General features: G+C 57.3%; 24 protein-coding genes and 1 pseudogene. 16 read left to right on the forward strand and 9 right to left on the reverse strand.

Annotated features, from left to right (window positions below; translation table 11 throughout):
* Window positions 1-113 precede the first annotated feature (113 nt).
* Window positions 114-314 (reverse strand): hypothetical protein, encoded by a 201-nt coding sequence (locus KIP88_RS35180; RefSeq protein ID WP_214492775.1) that lies wholly within the window; start codon window positions 312-314, stop codon window positions 114-116.
* A gap of 749 nt (window positions 315-1063) precedes the next feature.
* On the opposite strand from KIP88_RS35180, the gene KIP88_RS35185 reads away from it, so the two are divergent.
* The 4 genes from KIP88_RS35185 to KIP88_RS35200 all read left to right on the forward strand — a co-directional run bounded on the left by KIP88_RS35185 (window position 1064) and on the right by KIP88_RS35200 (window position 3814).
* Window positions 1064-1432, forward strand: coding sequence for a response regulator transcription factor (locus tag KIP88_RS35185; RefSeq protein WP_214492776.1), 369 nt, complete (start codon window positions 1064-1066; stop codon window positions 1430-1432).
* 891 nt (window positions 1433-2323) lie between these two features.
* Entirely contained in the window at window positions 2324-2932 is a 609-nt protein-coding gene (locus KIP88_RS35190) for an NYN domain-containing protein (RefSeq protein WP_374226545.1), read from the forward strand.
* A 188-nt stretch (window positions 2933-3120) separates the two neighbouring features.
* Window positions 3121-3420: a PilZ domain-containing protein gene (locus tag KIP88_RS35195; protein ID WP_214492777.1), complete on the forward strand. Its 300-nt coding sequence runs from the start codon at window positions 3121-3123 to the stop codon at window positions 3418-3420.
* Window positions 3421-3463: 43 nt separating this feature from the next.
* Window positions 3464-3814, forward strand: a complete 351-nt coding sequence (locus KIP88_RS35200) for a hypothetical protein (RefSeq protein ID WP_214492778.1) — start codon at window positions 3464-3466, stop codon at window positions 3812-3814.
* A 408-nt stretch (window positions 3815-4222) separates the two neighbouring features.
* Here KIP88_RS35200 and KIP88_RS35205 read toward each other — a convergent pair whose 3' ends face one another.
* Window positions 4223-4837, reverse strand: a complete 615-nt coding sequence (locus tag KIP88_RS35205; protein ID WP_214492779.1) for a M50 family metallopeptidase — start codon at window positions 4835-4837, stop codon at window positions 4223-4225.
* Window positions 4838-5096: 259 nt separating this feature from the next.
* Here KIP88_RS35205 and KIP88_RS35210 point away from each other — a divergent pair, with 259 nt between their 5' ends.
* The 4 genes from KIP88_RS35210 to KIP88_RS35225 all read left to right on the forward strand — a co-directional run bounded on the left by KIP88_RS35210 (window position 5097) and on the right by KIP88_RS35225 (window position 8114).
* Window positions 5097-5624: an NUDIX domain-containing protein gene (locus tag KIP88_RS35210; RefSeq protein ID WP_249791249.1), complete on the forward strand. Its 528-nt coding sequence runs from the start codon at window positions 5097-5099 to the stop codon at window positions 5622-5624.
* 131 nt (window positions 5625-5755) lie between these two features.
* Window positions 5756-6169 (forward strand): DUF421 domain-containing protein, encoded by a 414-nt coding sequence (locus KIP88_RS35215; protein ID WP_249791250.1) that lies wholly within the window; start codon window positions 5756-5758, stop codon window positions 6167-6169.
* Between the two features lie 559 nt (window positions 6170-6728).
* On the forward strand, window positions 6729-7751 hold the full coding sequence (locus KIP88_RS35220) for an alpha/beta fold hydrolase (protein WP_214492780.1): 1023 nt from the start codon (window positions 6729-6731) through the stop codon (window positions 7749-7751).
* Between the two features lie 102 nt (window positions 7752-7853).
* Window positions 7854-8114, forward strand: coding sequence for a hypothetical protein (locus tag KIP88_RS35225; protein WP_214492781.1), 261 nt, complete (start codon window positions 7854-7856; stop codon window positions 8112-8114).
* On the opposite strand, the gene KIP88_RS35230 is transcribed toward KIP88_RS35225, so the two are convergent.
* A complete protein-coding gene (locus KIP88_RS35230) occupies window positions 8074-8418 on the reverse strand; it encodes a hypothetical protein (RefSeq protein ID WP_214492782.1) in 345 nt (114 codons plus the stop codon). The genes KIP88_RS35225 and KIP88_RS35230 overlap by 41 nt on opposite strands.
* Before the next feature lie 230 nt (window positions 8419-8648).
* Window positions 8649-9197: pseudogene (locus tag KIP88_RS48600) on the reverse strand (ferritin-like domain-containing protein).
* A 686-nt stretch (window positions 9198-9883) separates the two neighbouring features.
* Between KIP88_RS48600 and KIP88_RS35240 the strand changes: the two are divergent.
* The 3 genes from KIP88_RS35240 (at window position 9884) to KIP88_RS35250 (ending at window position 10938) form a co-directional block, all read left to right on the forward strand.
* Window positions 9884-10093 carry a hypothetical protein gene (locus KIP88_RS35240; RefSeq protein ID WP_214492783.1) on the forward strand — a complete coding sequence of 70 codons (210 nt, stop codon included), beginning with the start codon at window positions 9884-9886 and terminating at the stop codon, window positions 10091-10093.
* Window positions 10094-10132: 39 nt separating this feature from the next.
* A complete protein-coding gene (locus KIP88_RS35245) occupies window positions 10133-10312 on the forward strand; it encodes a hypothetical protein (RefSeq protein ID WP_249791252.1) in 180 nt (59 codons plus the stop codon).
* 89 nt (window positions 10313-10401) lie between these two features.
* Window positions 10402-10938, forward strand: a complete 537-nt coding sequence (locus KIP88_RS35250) for a DUF4142 domain-containing protein (RefSeq protein ID WP_214492785.1) — start codon at window positions 10402-10404, stop codon at window positions 10936-10938.
* A 118-nt stretch (window positions 10939-11056) separates the two neighbouring features.
* On the opposite strand, the gene KIP88_RS35255 is transcribed toward KIP88_RS35250, so the two are convergent.
* The 5 genes from KIP88_RS35255 to KIP88_RS35275 all read right to left on the reverse strand — a co-directional run bounded on the left by KIP88_RS35255 (window position 11057) and on the right by KIP88_RS35275 (window position 14032).
* On the reverse strand, window positions 11057-11260 hold the full coding sequence (locus KIP88_RS35255) for a hypothetical protein (protein ID WP_214492786.1): 204 nt from the start codon (window positions 11258-11260) through the stop codon (window positions 11057-11059).
* 64 nt (window positions 11261-11324) lie between these two features.
* Window positions 11325-12197 carry a YihY/virulence factor BrkB family protein gene (locus tag KIP88_RS35260; RefSeq protein WP_214492787.1) on the reverse strand — a complete coding sequence of 291 codons (873 nt, stop codon included), beginning with the start codon at window positions 12195-12197 and terminating at the stop codon, window positions 11325-11327.
* A gap of 83 nt (window positions 12198-12280) precedes the next feature.
* Window positions 12281-13228 (reverse strand): non-homologous end-joining DNA ligase, encoded by a 948-nt coding sequence (ligD, locus tag KIP88_RS35265; RefSeq protein ID WP_214492828.1) that lies wholly within the window; start codon window positions 13226-13228, stop codon window positions 12281-12283.
* A complete protein-coding gene (locus KIP88_RS35270; protein WP_214492788.1) occupies window positions 13225-13815 on the reverse strand; it encodes an alpha-ketoglutarate-dependent dioxygenase AlkB in 591 nt (196 codons plus the stop codon). Before KIP88_RS35270 ends, ligD begins: the two co-directional genes overlap by 4 nt.
* Window positions 13802-14032: a hypothetical protein gene (locus KIP88_RS35275; protein ID WP_214492789.1), complete on the reverse strand. Its 231-nt coding sequence runs from the start codon at window positions 14030-14032 to the stop codon at window positions 13802-13804. Before KIP88_RS35275 ends, KIP88_RS35270 begins: the two co-directional genes overlap by 14 nt.
* A 189-nt stretch (window positions 14033-14221) precedes the next feature.
* On the opposite strand from KIP88_RS35275, the gene KIP88_RS35280 reads away from it, so the two are divergent.
* The 5 genes from KIP88_RS35280 to KIP88_RS35300 all read left to right on the forward strand — a co-directional run bounded on the left by KIP88_RS35280 (window position 14222) and on the right by KIP88_RS35300 (window position 16983).
* Entirely contained in the window at window positions 14222-14461 is a 240-nt protein-coding gene (locus KIP88_RS35280) for a hypothetical protein (RefSeq protein WP_249791253.1), read from the forward strand.
* 101 nt (window positions 14462-14562) lie between these two features.
* Window positions 14563-14841, forward strand: coding sequence for a hypothetical protein (locus KIP88_RS35285; protein ID WP_214492790.1), 279 nt, complete (start codon window positions 14563-14565; stop codon window positions 14839-14841).
* Between the two features lie 66 nt (window positions 14842-14907).
* The gene (locus tag KIP88_RS35290) at window positions 14908-15756 is read left to right on the forward strand and encodes a Ku protein (RefSeq protein ID WP_214492791.1); all 849 of its coding nucleotides are present in this window, start codon (window positions 14908-14910) and stop codon (window positions 15754-15756) included.
* Between the two features lie 274 nt (window positions 15757-16030).
* Window positions 16031-16666, forward strand: a complete 636-nt coding sequence (locus KIP88_RS35295; RefSeq protein WP_214492792.1) for a cysteine hydrolase family protein — start codon at window positions 16031-16033, stop codon at window positions 16664-16666.
* Window positions 16663-16983 (forward strand): hypothetical protein, encoded by a 321-nt coding sequence (locus KIP88_RS35300; RefSeq protein WP_214492793.1) that lies wholly within the window; start codon window positions 16663-16665, stop codon window positions 16981-16983. Before KIP88_RS35295 ends, KIP88_RS35300 begins: the two co-directional genes overlap by 4 nt.
* The last annotated feature ends 54 nt before the right edge of the window (window positions 16984-17037 follow it).

Raw genomic sequence — 17037 nt, forward strand, 5'->3', positions numbered from 1 at the left:
TCCTCGGACGGTCGGTTTCTTTGCCGGAGGAGCACCTTGAGCGACAGCGGCGCTACCAACCGAGATTAGTGCCAACGCTAAAGCGGCTATTGCAGCAGTACTTTTGCTCACCGTCATTGATCTTCTCCGCCTAAATCCTGCTTGAGGCGTTGCTTCTGGATAGCGCGCTCGATGGCTTTTTTCGCGTTATCAATCGCCTCGTCCCGCGTGCTGCCATACCCGGATATCTTGGTCCCGCAGACAGTCGCGGCCCACTTCCACTGGTGGCGTACAATGCCCTGCACAACGGAGTATTCGATCCCGTGATATAGCATCGCGATTGCCTTTGTGTGTCGTCGCCTTTGTAGACACTCCTGGCGAGCGAGATTGAACACACGGCCCCGCGCCCTCTCGGGGCATGAGGGTTGAGGCGGGCGCGTGCGACTGTGTGCAAACGAAACAATCCTACGGAGACAGTTGTTCCCAAACACCGGTAGCGTCGCCGATGACCAGAGCGTTGCCTGCTGGGCTAGCCCCTAAGAGGCGGCGGCCTTATTTCGTTACGTACGGATGGGTAGCGATCATTGCCTCAATGTCGCCGGGTAAGTTGTGTAGATCGCACTGCAACACGGGCCCGTTAGGCTGAAACACATTTTTGGCGGCTATCGTTTACAATTGTCGGACACCGGACAGACACAAGTGTTGGAGCAATATTTTTGGCCGGGCGGAGAAAGGAAGATCACAAATGATCGCCGAGCACTTCGATCGCCGGACCATGGCAAATATGGAAGTCGCCTTGAGCGGGCGTGTTTACTTCTTCCGACTGGCAGCAAAAAACACCGGACCCGTAGGATCATCGCCAACAAAATAATCGAATGTGCCAACCGTGGTGACACAACCCTGAGCAGGCTAACTGAAGCCGGATATGCCGCTGCGATGCAATTGACGACTACTTCTGGGCAACTTAGCAACTCCGTCAAGGAAGAGGTCGGCCACTCAGCCGGCCCTTACCGAGGGGTTTGACCCAGATCAATGGTCGGCCGACCCCTTGGGGACCAAATAAGTCTAGGGACTGGAAACGGATATGGTGGCGCAGCGGACAGTCGTGGTCGTGGTTGATGACGATCCGGGCCTTCTGAAGAGCGTGGCGCGGCTGTTAGCGCACCACGGCATCGAGAGCCGGACGTTCGCCTCGGCCGAGGCGCTGCTTGCGAGCGACAACGTGCAGACGGCAACCTGCTTGCTCCTTTACATTCACCTCGGGGGAATTTCGGGAATTGATCTGCGGCGCCGGCTTGCGGCATCAGGATCGAAGTGGCCCGTCATCTTCATGACGGCGAACGACGACGAGGCGACGCGCAATGAAGCGATGGACGCCGGGTGCATCGCTTATTTGCGCAAGCCGTTCACAGGGAATGTCTTGCTGGATGTCATCTCGAAAGCTGCGGCTTAGTCAGCAGCCATAGCCTATTTGATCAGCCACCACCAGAACGACCCTATTGCCGTGGTGAGAGTAGATATTCCTAGCGCCGTCGCAATCAACTTCGCTAACTCCCAATACGACACCGCAATTTCCTGTCGGCCCGATGCCGCTGTACATCATCGGGGAGCCAAGGTTGTGACACCACTGCTGGAGATGCATGGGCCTATGCGCTTTGCCCCGAGCCGCCCCCGCTCGAAGCTTCGCCGCCTCGATCGTTTGCGCGGTGCCGCAGCACATTCCGTTTAATCGTGATGGTGCGGCAACGCGCTATGTCCGCCAAGTGCCACCATCACACCTTAGTCCGCCTTAGATGCTCGCTCACGTGGGCTGAATGCTGGAATGTGAGTGACCAGAATGGCTGCCCGCTCCACTGTCGCCGTTACGCAGATGGACATATGAGTAAGGAGCGCAGAGTAACATCAGGAAGAGCGCTCTATTAGCTTTGTATCTGGCAGAGGCTCGGCGACTTTCGGCACCTCGCATAACGACGCGCCCTTCGGCCGTACAAACGCTCCATCTCCATACACGACCACGCTTTTGCAACAGAGTTTCAAAGATAGGCAATTGATGCGGTGGCATTCCGGCCCTTCCATTTGTTCATCTACAGTAAGTCGGCAGAACTGGCTTTAGGTTCAAGCATTTAAGCACAATAAGCCAGGGGACGACGGCACGCGAAGTCCTATTCCGCACCGGGAACTGTTACGGAAAAACAATTTGAACCTTAAAGTAATAACGTATAACTTGAGGCTCCCGGTGAAACGCCGCTGCATTCTCAGTTTCATTGTGAGATTCAAGCCATCCAAAGCTTGAGGCGAGAGTTCGCTTCGCTTGTGTTTGCAAATCCGGCGCTGGAAAACATACATGTCGTTCAGATCTAATCGCATCGCGCTATTCATCGACGGCGCGAACTTACACGCAACCGCGAAGACGCTTGGCTTCGATATCGACTACAAGCGCCTCCTCAAAGAATTTGAAGGTCGCGGTCCTGTGCTGCGCGCGTTCTACTACACGGCAATCATTGAAGATCAGGAGTATTCTTCGGTCCGCCCGTTGACAGATTGGCTCAATTACAATGGCTACACCGTAGTCACGCGGGCGGCGAAGGAGTTCATCGACGCCGGCGGCCGCCGCAAGGTTAAAGGAAGTATCCACATCGAACTGGCCGTGGATGCCATGTATCTCGCCGATCAAATCGACCAGATGGTTCTGTTCTCCGGCGACGGAGATTTCCGCTCCCTTGTCGAGGCAGTGCAGCGTCGCGGCGTCCGCGTTACGGTGATCTCCACGATATCGAGCCAGCCACCGATGATCGCCGACGAACTGCGGCGCCAGGCCGACGTCTTCACGGATCTCGTGGAGTTGCAGTCAAGCTTCGCCCGCGACCCGTCCGCGCGGCCCGCGCGAGCCGCATCCTCCAGCGCCGCGGTTCCTGCAGTCCGCGTCGCTAAGGTTTCCCCGAGCAAGCGATAGGACGGCAAATCTCGGGTCATTTGCGGGCATGTTACCCGATCGTGTATCAAATATTAACCGCCGACCTATAATCTCTGTTCATCGTGGTCCGATCCGAAAAGGCGCACCGCGCGAGCATTGCATAGTGATAATCCGTCGCATCGTTGGCGGCCCCGTCGTCATTCATTTTAGCTCGACGATTTGACTAGATGGAACAGCGTAAGGCACATCGTGTCGTATTCGAGCGTGGGTTCGCCGCGAACATGATGGCGATCGACGGTACGTGGCAGCGTCCGTGTACAGTGCAGGATGTATCGGAAACTGGGGCTAGACTTACCGTTGACGGTTCGATCGAAGGTCTTCCCCTGAAGGAGTTTTTCCTTGTGCTTTCGACAATGGGGAAAGCATACCGGCGTTGCCAACTTGCTTGGGTCAACGGCGATCAGGTGGGCGTCCGCTTCATCAAAGCGGCCGACATAAAGAAGAAGTCGCAGCAGACGGTGCCTTAAACTCCGGCACAGCAAGCAGTCGGCTTCGCATCATAGGCTCAAGATGGCACGCTTTGAGCAAAAAGACCGTTCCTCGGTGCAATTGGAGCGCCAAGCAGCACCGTGCGAGATTTTCCGTCTGGTCCAGCCCCGTGGCGTTGGGCAAGCATCAACCATGATTTTCCACGTGCATGCCCACGTTGACGATCACATGTTCAAAGCTACCGCCAAAACGGCTAGGGACGCTTTTGCAAAAGCGATCGAATGGCATGTCGTCGGGCGGCTAACAGACATCTCGATCAGCGATGGCAATAGAACCTATTCGATCGCCGAGTTTGCATCGGTAATGGCACTGGCAGAAATAGCGAACACCGAAGCTTCAGCCGAGCAAGACGGCCCAGAAGCGAACAGATGAGCGGGGGACAGTGCCACTCGCAATCGTTGAGTAGCCAAATTGCCGAGCGTTTGACGGCAAGATGGCTTTCATCACGAAGTGGCGGCCAAAAGACAAAGCCCCCGGAGATGATCTCTCCGGGGGCCTCTATGCTAGGATTGGGTCATCCGCCAATTCACCGACGCTCCTCTCGACATCTCGCCATCTGATCGTGTGCAACATGTGGCAGCGCGTGCGTCACTCGCGTGATTTTATCTCTGTCAAGAAGGTCCGAGCGGACAACTCACATCTCTTCCAATCGGCCCGCCGCGCGAGTTCAATCGCCCGGGCTTTTCGGGTCTGCACATCCGAAATCAGCTCATCAACCTCAGCACGATTCAATGTCCGTTTTACGCGCAACAGGATAGACAGCGCCATCACCACATCGCCTTAGGGCATCAACAAGTCACGTGCGGCAACGTCGCAATGCGCGATGAACGTCTCGACGGCTTCATCAGAAGAGCCGATCAGGAAAGCCAGTTCGCGTGCCTGCCGAAGATCATCGACCGGCTCTACTGGTTTGCCGTCCAGCAGGATGCGCTCCGCGGCCCGGCCAGCTAGAAATTCTATGCATTGATCGCGTACGTGTCCGAAGATGTCGAAGACGCCGCGGCGATCCTCACCCGGTTCGGGCATCAAGGGCGCCAGTGCTTCGCGAACGTCGGAGGCGTCTCCGCGACCTTGCGCGAACGCTTCCTTGTACCCGACCCCCCAACATAGGCCATCAGCGCTGCCGTCGGCGCTGGGGTTCACGGTCACGCCTCCTACCTGAGGTCCGAGCGCCCGCGCGGCCACAGCGTGACCGGCTTCGTGAATGGCGATCCGAACGTCTTCGTCCCGCGACCGGCCCGGTACTGGAGACCAATCATCATCGTCTACATCAACCTCTGGCGGGCGGCCGCTGGCGTTGTCGGCACCAACTCCAACTTCGTCAGCGGTCGCCGCTCCGGCGGAAGAGGCCGCAGGTTGTGCGTTGCCTTCGTCCGGCGGGACTTTCTCAGTCATGATTAAACTTCCTCATGCGGCGTAGCATGCGCTCACGGCATGCCATGCGGGCACGGATAGCTGGGACAGAACGATTTTCGCCTCGTGCCTCAGGTGCCGCCATCATGCTGGCGATGAAGTCGGGCATTCGACCATCGACGCTGACGTACCCATCGAGACGAGATACGATCGCATGCGGCTGCCAACCCGGAGGGCCGATTTTCGTGCTCATAGTCTTGGCACCTCAATTTCGAGCTTGCGGCTTTCTGCGGAGCGATCGATGACCTTAAAATCAGCCGCCGCCAGAGGATTGCTCTCGATGTTGACGGTGGGCATCACGGCGCCGTCTGCATCGAGATCGATAATATCCGGGCAAACAGAGTGCAGGTCTTTTGCTTTACCAGCATTCCGACGACGGCATCGAAGTTCTGCTCGTAACGAGGACCTTGCATCGTGGTCGATTCCAAAAGGCCTGATTGCTGAGGGAGGGTCGCCGCTCGCCGCCGCAAAGCGGGAGTTTGCGGAAGAGACGGGCCATAGGCCGCGCGGCAAAGCGCGGCCGCTCGGCGAGGCAAAGCAGCCTGGAGGGAAGATTGTTCACGTATGGGCCGTCGAAGGCGACTGGGAGGCCGCTCGCCTTAAGAGCAATATGTTCGAGTTGGAATGGCCGCCCAGATCCGGCCGACGTCAGAAGTTTCCTGAACTTGACCGCGCCGAATGGTTTGGCATCAACGTGGCGCATGCGAAGATTTTGAAAGGGCAAGCGGTTTTTCTCGACCGCCTCCTGTCCGCAATCGTTAACGGTTAGATTGTGCGCGGAGCATTTTCAAGCCTGCTCGGGCAGATAAACAGGAGCAAGCCCATGGCCTATCGGTTGACTGGAATTCCGTCGTCGTGCCGGCAATAGGACTTGCAGAGATCGTTGTCCGCGGAAGTCTTATGTATCTTGGGCTGTTCGTCATTATGCGCTTCATGGCGCGAAGGCAGGCCGGACATTTCGGACCCGCAGACCTTCTCGTCATGGTCCTGATAGCGGATGCCGCGCAGAATGGGCTAGGAAAAGAGTATAGCTCGGTCACGGAGGGTCTCGCGCTCGTACTTACGATCGTTGGGTGGGAGTATCTTCTGGACTGGTTGGTCTGGCGCTTTCTCGCGACGCGGCCGTATCTCAAGCCTGCCAGTCTTACCCTTAATCGCGACGGGAGGTTGATTCCTCAGAACCTGCGAAGGGAAATGATTACCGAAGACGAACTGAAATCGCAGCTACGAGAACAAAGTGTCGAGAGCTACGAAGACATTAAGCTGGCTACCCTGGAAGGTGACGGCCGCCTCAGCGTCCTGAAACGAAATTAGGCGCAGCGGATGTAGCTGGAGGCGGCCCGCAACTGCCTTCCGCATGCTGCCCCTTAATATGTTCGATTGCTGTCGTCACCGATCGAAAAACCCCGCTATGAAGATGCTCCATTGCGGTGCGAAGCTCCGTCGCTACAGCTAACGCTCCGAACCAGCCGTTACTTTTGAATTTCAGGTCATGGCGTCAGAGGACTGGGAATAGTGCGATTGTCGTGTCGCTCTATTTAAAGAAGGCTCATTTCCCCGGGGACTTATTATTTGCCGCAAAATACTAGGAACATGTTGGTCCTCTAATGTTGCATTGCATCATAGAGGACGTTTTCCATGTCAAAGACCGAAAAAGCAAAGACGTCGGATAACGGAACGCCATCGCCTTGGCCAACGATCCCTTACTCGTTTAATTGGGGTTCAGGCCTAGAAAGCCCTCGGAGCCCTCACTGCTAAAATGCTCCAGTGCCGGGAGACGCCTCAAGAAAACGAACCGGACAGCACCTCATAGCGCTGCAATATTTCCAGGATCCTCCGGATTTCGTGCACGCGCCTTTCCAAAGTGAAATTCATGACCCCTAATCTCGTGAGACCCCTGCGCCCTGCCCTCACCGTCCAACGCCGTAAAGCAAAAGTGCCTTCCTATGCGGTGGCCTCGGCAGTCGCGATCGGAGCAGTGGCCGCAATGGCGCTAGTCAATCGTCATTTTGCAAAGAAAGCGGAGCGTGACAATCCAGCGTCCGGCCGCTTCCTCGATGTAGGTGGCGTTCGCCTCCACTACGTTGAACGGGGCTCGGGCGATCCCTTGGTTCTGTTGGACGGCAACGGCAGCATGATTGAAGACTTTGATTCCAGCGGTCTGATTGATCTGGCGGCAAAACATTTCAGGGTCGTCGTTTTCGACCGACCCGGGTTCGGTCACAGCGATCGCCCGCGCAATGTGGTCTGGACCCCCGACGCCCAGGCCGAAGTGATCAAGCAAGCACTCCCAAAACTCAACCTTTCGAGCGCCACCGTTCTCGGACACTCATGGGGCGCATCGGTTGCCGTCGCACTAGCGCTCAAATACCCCGACTTCATCCGCGGCTTGGTGCTTGCCTCGGGCTATTACTATCCGACCGCAAGACCCGATGTGATCGCGATGGGCGCGCCTTCGTTGCCGGTCGTCGGCGACCTTCTAAGTCACACCTTGTCGCCGTTGATTAGCCGGGCGATCTGGCCGTTGATGATGAAGAAAATCTTTGGTCCTCAGTCTGTGCCGACGAAGTTCGAAGGGTTTCCGAAGGAAATGGCCCTTCGCCCCTCACAGATACGGGCATCTGCCGCGGAATCGGCGCTGATGATTCCGGATGCTTTCCTGTTCCGCAATCGGTACGCAGATTTGAAAATGCCGGTCGTGATCATTGCAGGCGAGCAAGACAGATTGATCGACATCGACACACAGTCGGCACGGCTGCACTCCGAAATTCCGCAAAGTAGGTTGCACCGAGTCGCCGGAAACGGCCGCATGATCCAGCAGACGGCCACAGATGAGGTGATGTCGGCAATACTCAAGGTAGCGGGTGGCCCGTCAAAACTTGAAGCTGCGGAATAGCTTCGGAGCCAACGACCGCGAGAGCGGCCAGGGAGCCGTATGGCCATGATGGGCTTTCGTGCTACCGAATCAGCTCATTATGCTCGAACGGAGGCCCAGCCCATGGATGACACGAACACCAACGACGAATCTAAGAAGCCGATAACTGAGCAATTGGCGGAGCTGGTTGGAGCTGCGGCAGGCGCACTAGCAGAGAGCGCGGTAAAGCCAGTGGCAAAGCGCGTGACGAAAGCCGCCAACGACAAGACACCCCGGCCCGTCAAAAAGGCTGCCAAAGTGGCTGCTAAAGCGATCAAGGCGCCTAAAAAGACTGACAAGAAGGCTACGAAGAAAGTAATAAAGCGGGCAAAAAATCGGCGCTGAAAACGGCTCCGAAAGAGAAGGCGGGAAAGAAAGCATCGAAGAAAGCTAGAAAATCCAAATCGAAAACCGGGAGATAAACGATGGCCAAGAGGGCGAAGAAGAAATCATTGGTCTCGCGCCCAGTTCGGACGGTGAAGAAGGCGGCCAAGTCCGCCGCGAAGACGACGAAGCGAGCGGCCAAAAAAATGATGCCTGGGAAAAAGAAGGCCAAAAAGAAATCTTCCCGATAAAGGCGACGCCCTCGCGCTGATCGGCGCGGCGCGAGATATTGGGCTAAACGACCGCAAAGAAGCTCGCGCAGCAATTGAGCGACAGCGCCATCGTCGCAATGACTGGCGAAGTCCTTTGCGAAGGAAGAAAACGCGGAGATGCTGCTTAACCCGACAGCACGCAGCCGCCGAATGCCTGAGCTAACGACAGACCGCGGAGACGCACCTAAATAACAAGGCCGCCCTGGACAGGGGGCCTTGCTTGCTCCCTCAAATGATTGCGCGGCCGGACACTCTCCCGTGGCCAGCTCGCTGACCTATCGACTTACCCGTCTTCGGCCTCGTCCTGCTCGGCCTCTACATTGACAACCGACTTGGCAATTCCGGTAAGGGTTTTGTCGGTGTTCTTTTCTTCCTGAAGCGTAGCTTCGAGGAGATCGACAGCCTCAGCGTACCCGAGCTCTTCCGCCCATGTGGACAACGTGCCATAGCGCGAAATCTCATAGTGCTCTACGGCCTGGGCAGCAGCGAGAAGGCCAGCATTAAGCACAGGCATTCCCTTGAAGTCCTTCATGATCTCGGACCCTCTTCGGTGATACCGTTGATGGCGGCGCACGTCTTGCCCCTCGCGGGCTGTCCGATAATTTTGAAGGCGCGGTCGAGCCGCTTAACCTGGCCTTTAGTCTCGCGCTCATGTTGAACGAAGGCGGCCCTGAGTTCTTTAGACTGCGCCGCTTTCGCCATCTTCGGCAAGGTGTTCAGGATCTTGTTCTCGGCAAATAGATGTCTTTGAGTGTTTCATGAAGAGATCTTCGAGCTTTTTTGGCTTTTCGCCACTACGCGCTCCCTTGTTAGGCCCCACCAACAATTGAATGGGTCCGCGGTTCCTGTGCCGGAACAAAATTGTCTTTTGGAGGAGTCCTGCTCGATCAAAACGCCGCAGTTGCCAGGCGGACCGAGCGGTCGGCAAATTTTGGTAGGAGGTGCTTCGACCGCATTTAATGGTTGAAGCGCATGAGGACGTTGGCAACCGCAACTGGATTTGGAGGGGCGTCGCGTGCCTCCAGGAACAACTTGGCAATTCCATTATTTATCATTTTGCATGCCTGGAGTGTACGTGGGCATTAACAGCGTGAGACATCGGCCCCCGTCTGCGCCAACTCTGCCTGATTTACCTGTCCGTTCTGCGGGGCGTTAGGGGAGAAGCTGTGAAAGAAGTGCGAGACTGGGATCGCGACGAGATCATCGTATGCATGGTGGGAGCCTTTTGCCTGGGAAATGCGCTCATCACTGTGATTTACAGACTCGTCGGCTAAGGCTGTGTTTGCGATGAAGAGGCAAGCCGTTGTCGATGGCGCTAAAAAGAAACAGGCCCTGGACGCCGGACGATGACCGGCGCTTGCTCGAAATGCGCGCCGCCGGACGTCCGACGTTTTCGATCGGTGCGGAGCTTAATCGGAGCGCAGCGGCCGTAGGCGCCCGCCTATTCATTCTACGGCAGCGCGTCATAAATCAGGATGTCGACAAGGACGCCAAGCAATGAGCAGGGAGATGTGGGAATTGGATATCTATCGCCAGCAGGGTAACACGGACGCACTCGTCGCAACCCACGACTTTCAAAGTCTCACATCTCTCCGAATCGCGGTCATTGAAAATCGGGGAAGAAGTTTCGTCGTGCGCGAGCCGCTGCATGCGACACCACAGGACAGGATAACTCTTCTCGATCTGAGAGCCCAAGGCTTTGATATCAAAATCGCTACGCAAGGCTAAGAGGGCTCGATGTCAACCGGCGCGCGCGAATCGAGGCCGATGTCCAGCTTCAATCCTTCGGAGCCTGCGATCCTTCACGATCGCATTACCGACAGCATCGAAACCTGGGCAGGGGAGGAAGAAGCCGATTACCGAGAGACATCCGTTACGCTGGTTGATGGGACGGTCGCCTGGCGGGCCTTCGAATTCGATGGATGGGGCAACGTACTGGGCGGCTGAAAAACAGCATCGCTGCGTTTGCTCTTTAGGAACTTTGTACCTTGGGGATGGTTGAAACGCCCGAATTCACTTCTCAGAGGAATTTAGGCATGAAGAAAGCGATCCTGGCGTTCACCATAGTGGCTGCTCTCACCTCCCCTTCCTTTGCCCAGTCGGTCGGTGAAAAGACCGGCGTCAACTCCGCGCTCGGTATTGCGCCAAAGACCGAGGATTTCATCAAAGAAGCGGCCATGAGTGACATGACGGAGATCGAGGCGGCGAAAATCGCGCAGCTCAAAGGCAATGCGGAAGAGAAAAAGTTCGCTGAAATGATGCTGGCGGATCACACCAAGACAAGCAATGAGCTCAAGGCCATGATCCCGGCGAATATGAAGGCTGCTGTTCCGACCGCATTGGATGATACCCACCAGAAGAAGCTCGCCAAGCTTCGTGACGCGAAGCCAGAGGATTTCGCTTCGGAGTACGACTCCATGCAAGTCAGCGCCCACAAGGACGCGGTGTCGCTATTCGAGCGCTACGCAAATGGCGGTGACGATCCAAAGCTCAAGGACTGGGCGGGCAAAACCTTGCCTGCCCTAAAACATCATCTTGAAATGGCGCAAATGCTCGACAAGAACAGGAAGTAAATGAAAGGCCCGCTGGGATGAACCAGCGGGCCTTTTTTTACACCGCCAGCCAAATGCCTCGGCACAACGTGCCTAGCTGCGGCGATAACTACGGCACACGGCCGAGCTTTCTGCTGGCTCAGCGGCCTTGGCCGCCTTGTTGCGGGTCCTGGTTCTGGCTCTGTTGACCTGGCTTCTGGCTGGGGTTCTGACCCTGCTGGCCTTGTCCCGGATCTTGGTTCTGCTGGCCCGGCTTTTGGCCGGCGTTCTGGCCTTGCTGACCGCCGCCTTGGTTGCCTTGCTGATTTTGCTGGTTCTTGTTTGGATTTTGCTCGTCTGCCATCGCTTAGTTCTCCCTTTGCTATCACAGCAATAAGCAATGCGCCTCGCGTGAGGTCGATCCTATTTCAGGCACGCCCGCGTGCTACGGCGCTGGAGGCAGGATGAACATCGTCTGACTGGTGATCATGACGCTTGGAATAGGCGTGGGTGACTTCGGCGCCCATCAGGATGATTTGCGAGGTGTAATAGACCCAGATCAATACCACGACGATCGATGCCGCAGCTCCGTAAGTGGATTCAAGCCCCTGCTTTCCGATATAGAAGCCGATCGCGGCCTTTCCCAACTCGAAGAAAAGCGCTGTTAGCAGGGCGCCGAGCCAGACGTCGCCCCAGGCGACCGAGACATCGGGCAGCCATTTGAACATCATGGCAAATAAGACCGCTACAACGGCGAACGACACTAGCATGCTGACGAGATGCAAAATGCCTTCGGGCAGGTAGGGAGCGATGAACTTTCCGGCGGCAGCCAAGCCTGCCGTAACGAGGAGCGAGACGAGAAGAAGAAAACCAAGAGCCAGCACGGCAGCAAACGAAAGCACATAATTGCGGGCGAAATGCCAGAGGCCGCTTTCCTTTGACTCCTCGACTTCCCATACGACATTGAGCGCATCCTTCAACTGCACGACGACGCCGATGGCGGCGAACAGCAGAGCGCCTATCCCAAGGACCGTTGCGAGCGCGCCGGCGGCGGGACGGCTTGCCCCAGCGAGCATCGCCTCAACTGCCTTCGCACCAGTGTCTCCCAGCATCCCTTTCAATGACGACATCACCTGTCCCGTCACCGCATCCTGGCCAAAGAACAGGCCCGCTACAGCAACTGCGATTAGAATGATCGGTCCAAGTGAGAATACCGAATAATAAGCCAGGGCCGCTCCCTGACGGGCGTCTTTATGGCTCGACCAATTGGCAACTGCTTCCTTCGCTACTGTCCACCACATGTTCCCACCTCGCTATCAGCCGATAAGGAGATAGAGTGCACAAAGGTTCCTAGCGGAGCCGGATGCCGGGGAGACGCGAGCAACTAAGCGCGCTGTTTTTCCTGTTCCCGCACGACGTCTTTGGCTTGCTTGTCCGTCCTGAGTCCGAGGTAAACCGGGTGCCGCATTTCGCCGGCCTTGGTCCATTCGGTGAACTTGACTTCCGCAACCAGCGACGGCTTGACCCAGGTCGTCACGGCTTCATCCTTCACCTTAGCCGAAAATGGAGACTTGGCGGCTCTGAGCGGCATCAGCTTGCCATGAAGCTCTCCCAGCGTTTTATGGCTGAAGCCGGTGCCGACATGGCCGATATACCGCCAACAATCCTTCTCGCGCACTGCAAGGGCGAGCGCTCCAAAAAATGGGCGTGTCCGCCTAGGAGCCGTAAATCCTGCGATGACGACTTCCTGCCGTTTCGAGGTCTTGATCTTGAGCCAGTCATGGGTGCGGATGCCCGAGTGATAGGTGCTCTCGGCACGCTTGGCCATGATGCCTTCAAGGCCCTTGCGCTCGGCCTCCTCAAAGAACATCGTGCCGGACGTCTTGCGGTGACGGCTGAACGCGATGAGCTTGTGGCGCGGCAGGATATCCTTGAGCCGCTTTTTGCGCTCTAACAGGGTGAAGCCGCGCAAATCCTCTCCATCCAGAAACATGAGATCAAACGCGCAGTAGAGCAGCTTCGCCTCGTGGCGGAGTGCGTTTTGCAGAAGCTGAAAATGCGAGATGCCGTTTTTATCGAGCGCAACAAGCTCGCCGTCGATGACGGCGTCCCCTTTGACGCCTTCGAGCGCTTTCGCGACTTCAATGTAACTGCGGCTGATGATTTTGCCATTGCGGCTGTAGAGCGTAACTTTCCCGCCTCGACTCTTGGCGACCATGCGGAAGCCATCGTATTTATCCTCGAAAACCCAGCCCTTGTCATCGAACGGCGCGTCTGTCAGCGTCGCGAGCATCGGCTGCAGGCGTTTTGGCAATGTCGATGTGCGACTCATGCCTGCTCGGTGTCTTCGAGGACATTGCGGAAGGTGAGCGAGTAGCGGAGGCTGTCCACACCGGGAATACTGTGCTCCCACTCAGTCCTCGAGGGTCCGCGCAGCAAATAGATCGAGCGTGGCTCCGCCCTAAGATTACGCCGCTCCCAGCGGCGGCCGCTTCTACGTCGCAGCCGGAAGGTGCAGGGAGAAAGCAGAGAAATCCCGACGACGTCGCCGAAGACCGAGCGGTCCTTGTGCCAGCCTATTGCTGCGCCGGGTGTGTATTCGGTGATAAGAACCTGATGAAGGGTGCCGGGCGCGATCCCGGCGAAGCTTTCCGCGCGAGTGCGGATTGCCCACAGGAAGTCCGGCATGTCCACCGCTTTGGTCAGGCCGCCGCCATTAAAGTCGTAGCGCCAGCCGAATGACACGATACGGCGCTTGCCGGTAAACTCCTGAAACTCGAACTCGCGGAACGGCAGGGGTGCGATATTCTGCAAGAGCGACCGCTCTTCCGCGCGGCTCAGAAAATCAGGCTGATACCTGAAGCCTTCGGGAAGAGCATCGTTTCCAAAAAGATCGAGCGTGGCGCTAGCGCTTGGCACGCGTCTTTTTCCGGGCGGGAGCCTTGGAGGCAGGCTTTCGGTCGCCGCGATCCCCCTGCCCGGGCTTTGCCGCCTTCTTCGCTTTCCTGCGGCGATCCTGCGACAGCGAGCGGCTAACGTCGTCGCTTTCTTTGATGCGTCCAGCTGCGTCGCGGCGGATATATCGCTTGTCGCCCCGGGGGGCGATTAATTCGCGTTTGCTGGCGTGCTTCTTCATGTCTCATCTCCGTGGTTTAAGTTCCTTACCCAACCGGCCGACCATGCTGGAAGTTCCAGACGCAATCGCCTGACCGGACATCTTCATCTTGCGCATATCCCCGCGGCTGCGGCGGCAGCGTTAGGAACAAACGAATTGCGCCCGGGTTAGGTTTTGCTTTCCTTCCATTCTCCAGCGCAGAAGAGTTCAATGATTATCTGGTATCCTTTTCTGACGCTCATGGCTGACGCCATGCAGGTCATCGAAATGCGTCTCCGCCTGATCGCTCTCGGGAAGGGTACACCGGACGAAATGTTCCTGATGGTCAGCGAGAAGATAGAGGCATTCGACAAGGCGCATGCCATTCTCATTCGCGGCGGCGACCCCGCGCATGTTCTTGACAATTACCGCAAGATTATCGCTGCAAACGTGGCTCGTCTGTCCGACTAGGCTTGCGCGTAACGTGGACAACGGGGATAGCACCGAGGCCGGACCGGCCACTTGACAGCGGTGGTATAAGAAAGGGACGAAATTGATTCGGACCTTATGCCGTGAAAACCGTTCTTCAGCGAAAACCCGCTTCGCCGCGCACCCGTCCCCCGTACCGCACCGTGGAGGGATGGGCGCTCGGAACCCTCATTGATCAGGGCGCAGTGACGGAGTGTAACCACCACGGGCACCGCAAGGATCGCTCGGACCCTGACGCGTGGGAACGCGCACGGGAGGAAGTCTGGCGGCATCCCTTCCCCGGCGCGACGCCGGAAACCTGTCTCAAGGCGCTGGATGAAGTCATGGGCTCCATCGGAGAAACCTGCCCGGATTGCGACTAAGGCGACTCCACATCGGCTGATCTCCGCCTATATTGAGCCCATTCAGTAGAGGTGGAGTTTCAGTTCATGGCCCCGCGTGCCAATTGGAAGGGCTTTTTGCGCCTTTCACTCGTGACCTGCCCGATCGCCCTGTTCCCGGCCACATCGGAGTCCGAGAAGATCAGTTTCAACCAGATCAACAAGAAGACCGGCCACAGAATCCGCTACCTCAAGGTCGATGCCGAGACCGGCGAGGAAGTCGCGTCCGAAGACATCATCAAGGGCTACAAGGTCGATACCGACCAATACCTGGAAGTTACCAAAGACGAGCTTGAGAACATAGCGCTCGAATCCACCCGCACCATTGAAATCGACGAGTTCGTCCCGCGCAGCGAGATCGACGACCTCTATCTCGTACGCCCCTATTATATCGTGCCCGACGGCAAAGTCGGCCATGACGCCTATGCTGTTATCCGCGAGACGATCCGTTCGCTCGACAAGGTGGCGATTGCGCGGGTCGTGCTGACAAGCCGCGAGCATATCATCGCGCTGGAAGCCCGCGACAAAGGGCTTATGGGCATGCTGCTGCGATATCCTTACGAGGTGCGCGATGCGTCCGAATATTTTGACGATATCCAGGACGTGAAAATCACCAAGGACATGCTCGATCTTGCGAAGCACATCGTCGAGCAGAAGAGTGGGCATTTCGAGCCGGCCAAGTTCGAGGATCACTACGAGCGCGCGCTGACCGAGCTTTTGAACAAAAAGCAGAAGGGTCTGCCGATCGTTGCCGCCAAGAAGACGGCGCCCGACAACGTAGTCAACCTGATGGATGCGCTGCGGGCGAGCCTGAAATCATCCGGCAAGGCGGCGCCCGCAACAAAGCCTGCAAATGCTCCGGCGAAGAAGGCCGCTAAAAAGCGCAAGGCCGGCTGAGCGCGCCGCGGCTTACGCCGCGACCGGGCACTAGCGTCTATCGGCGCCCGAGTCTTTCGTCTCGGCCATCCGGTTACGGCCCCTCGCGCAAGAAGGGCTGCGCCCTTAGCCGTCAAAGGTAAGTTCGCTCCGCTCGCCGCTGCATGCGCTCCGTCCTTTGACTGCCCTACCGCCCTTGCCGCTGGGCTAGCCGTTGCATGGCCTGTAACCCGTTCCTTGGCTTTGGAACGAAGTTCTCAATGCACCGTTAGAGCTGGTTTTCAGGGATACGGCGATGTCAAAGAACGACATATTGCGTTATGGCGCGCCAGGGGAGACAGCTGTCCATATTTGCGTGGACATGCAGCGGATGTTTGCTGAGGGCTCCGAGTGGAAAATGCCCTGGCTCGAGCGCGTGCTGCCGAACATCGTGTCAATTACTTCTACCCACCCGGAACGGACGATCTTTACCCGCTTCATCCCGGCCCAGAAGCCCGGTCAGGGCGTCGGGATGTGGCGGCACTACTATGTGCGCTGGGGCTCCATGACCATCGATCAGCTGGGCCCGGAAAAGATCGGGCTGGTTCCTGACCTCGCGAAGTTCGTTCCCCCTGCCCGCACCTACGACAAACATGTCTATTCCCCGTGGACGGGGAGCGACCTCCACCAGCAGCTGCGTAGCGCCGGCATCGACACGGTCATCATCACGGGCGGTGAAACCGACGTCTGCGTGCTCGCCACAATGCTGGGCGCGATCGATTGGGGCTTCCGCGTTATCCTTGTGACCGATGCCCTTTGCAGCTCGGCGGATGAAACCCACGACGCCATGATGAATGTCTACATGAATCGGTTCGGCGAGCAGGTCGAAACCGTCACGACGCAAACCCTCCTTGAAAGCTGGCAGGGCACGCGGCACCGCAAAGTCTCATGAGCTCAGGCCCCTCGCATCTCGTGCAGATCCTCCTGCCGAAAGAAACCGGCAACGGGCGGCCCATAGGCAAGGAATGGTTCGAAGGGTTCCTTGAGGAACTGACGGATAAGTTCGGCGGCGCGACGAGCTTTCTGCGGGCCCCGGGACAGGGGCTGTGGCAAAGCGGCGGCGCGACCGAGAAAGACCGCATCGCTGTAGTCGAGGTGATGGTTGAGCACCTCGACCGCCCTTTCTGGCGGTCCCTGCGCGCTCGGTTAGAGCGGGAGCTTTCCCAGGATGAGCTCGTCATCCGCGCGCAGGAAATTACTCGGCTCTAATATCTAGGAACTCCTTTTCCTCGGGATGGTTTGATTGGCAAACCCCAATAGGAG

Source organism: Bradyrhizobium sp. SRL28 (assembly GCF_018596315.1).
Taxonomy (GTDB): domain Bacteria; phylum Pseudomonadota; class Alphaproteobacteria; order Rhizobiales; family Xanthobacteraceae; genus Bradyrhizobium.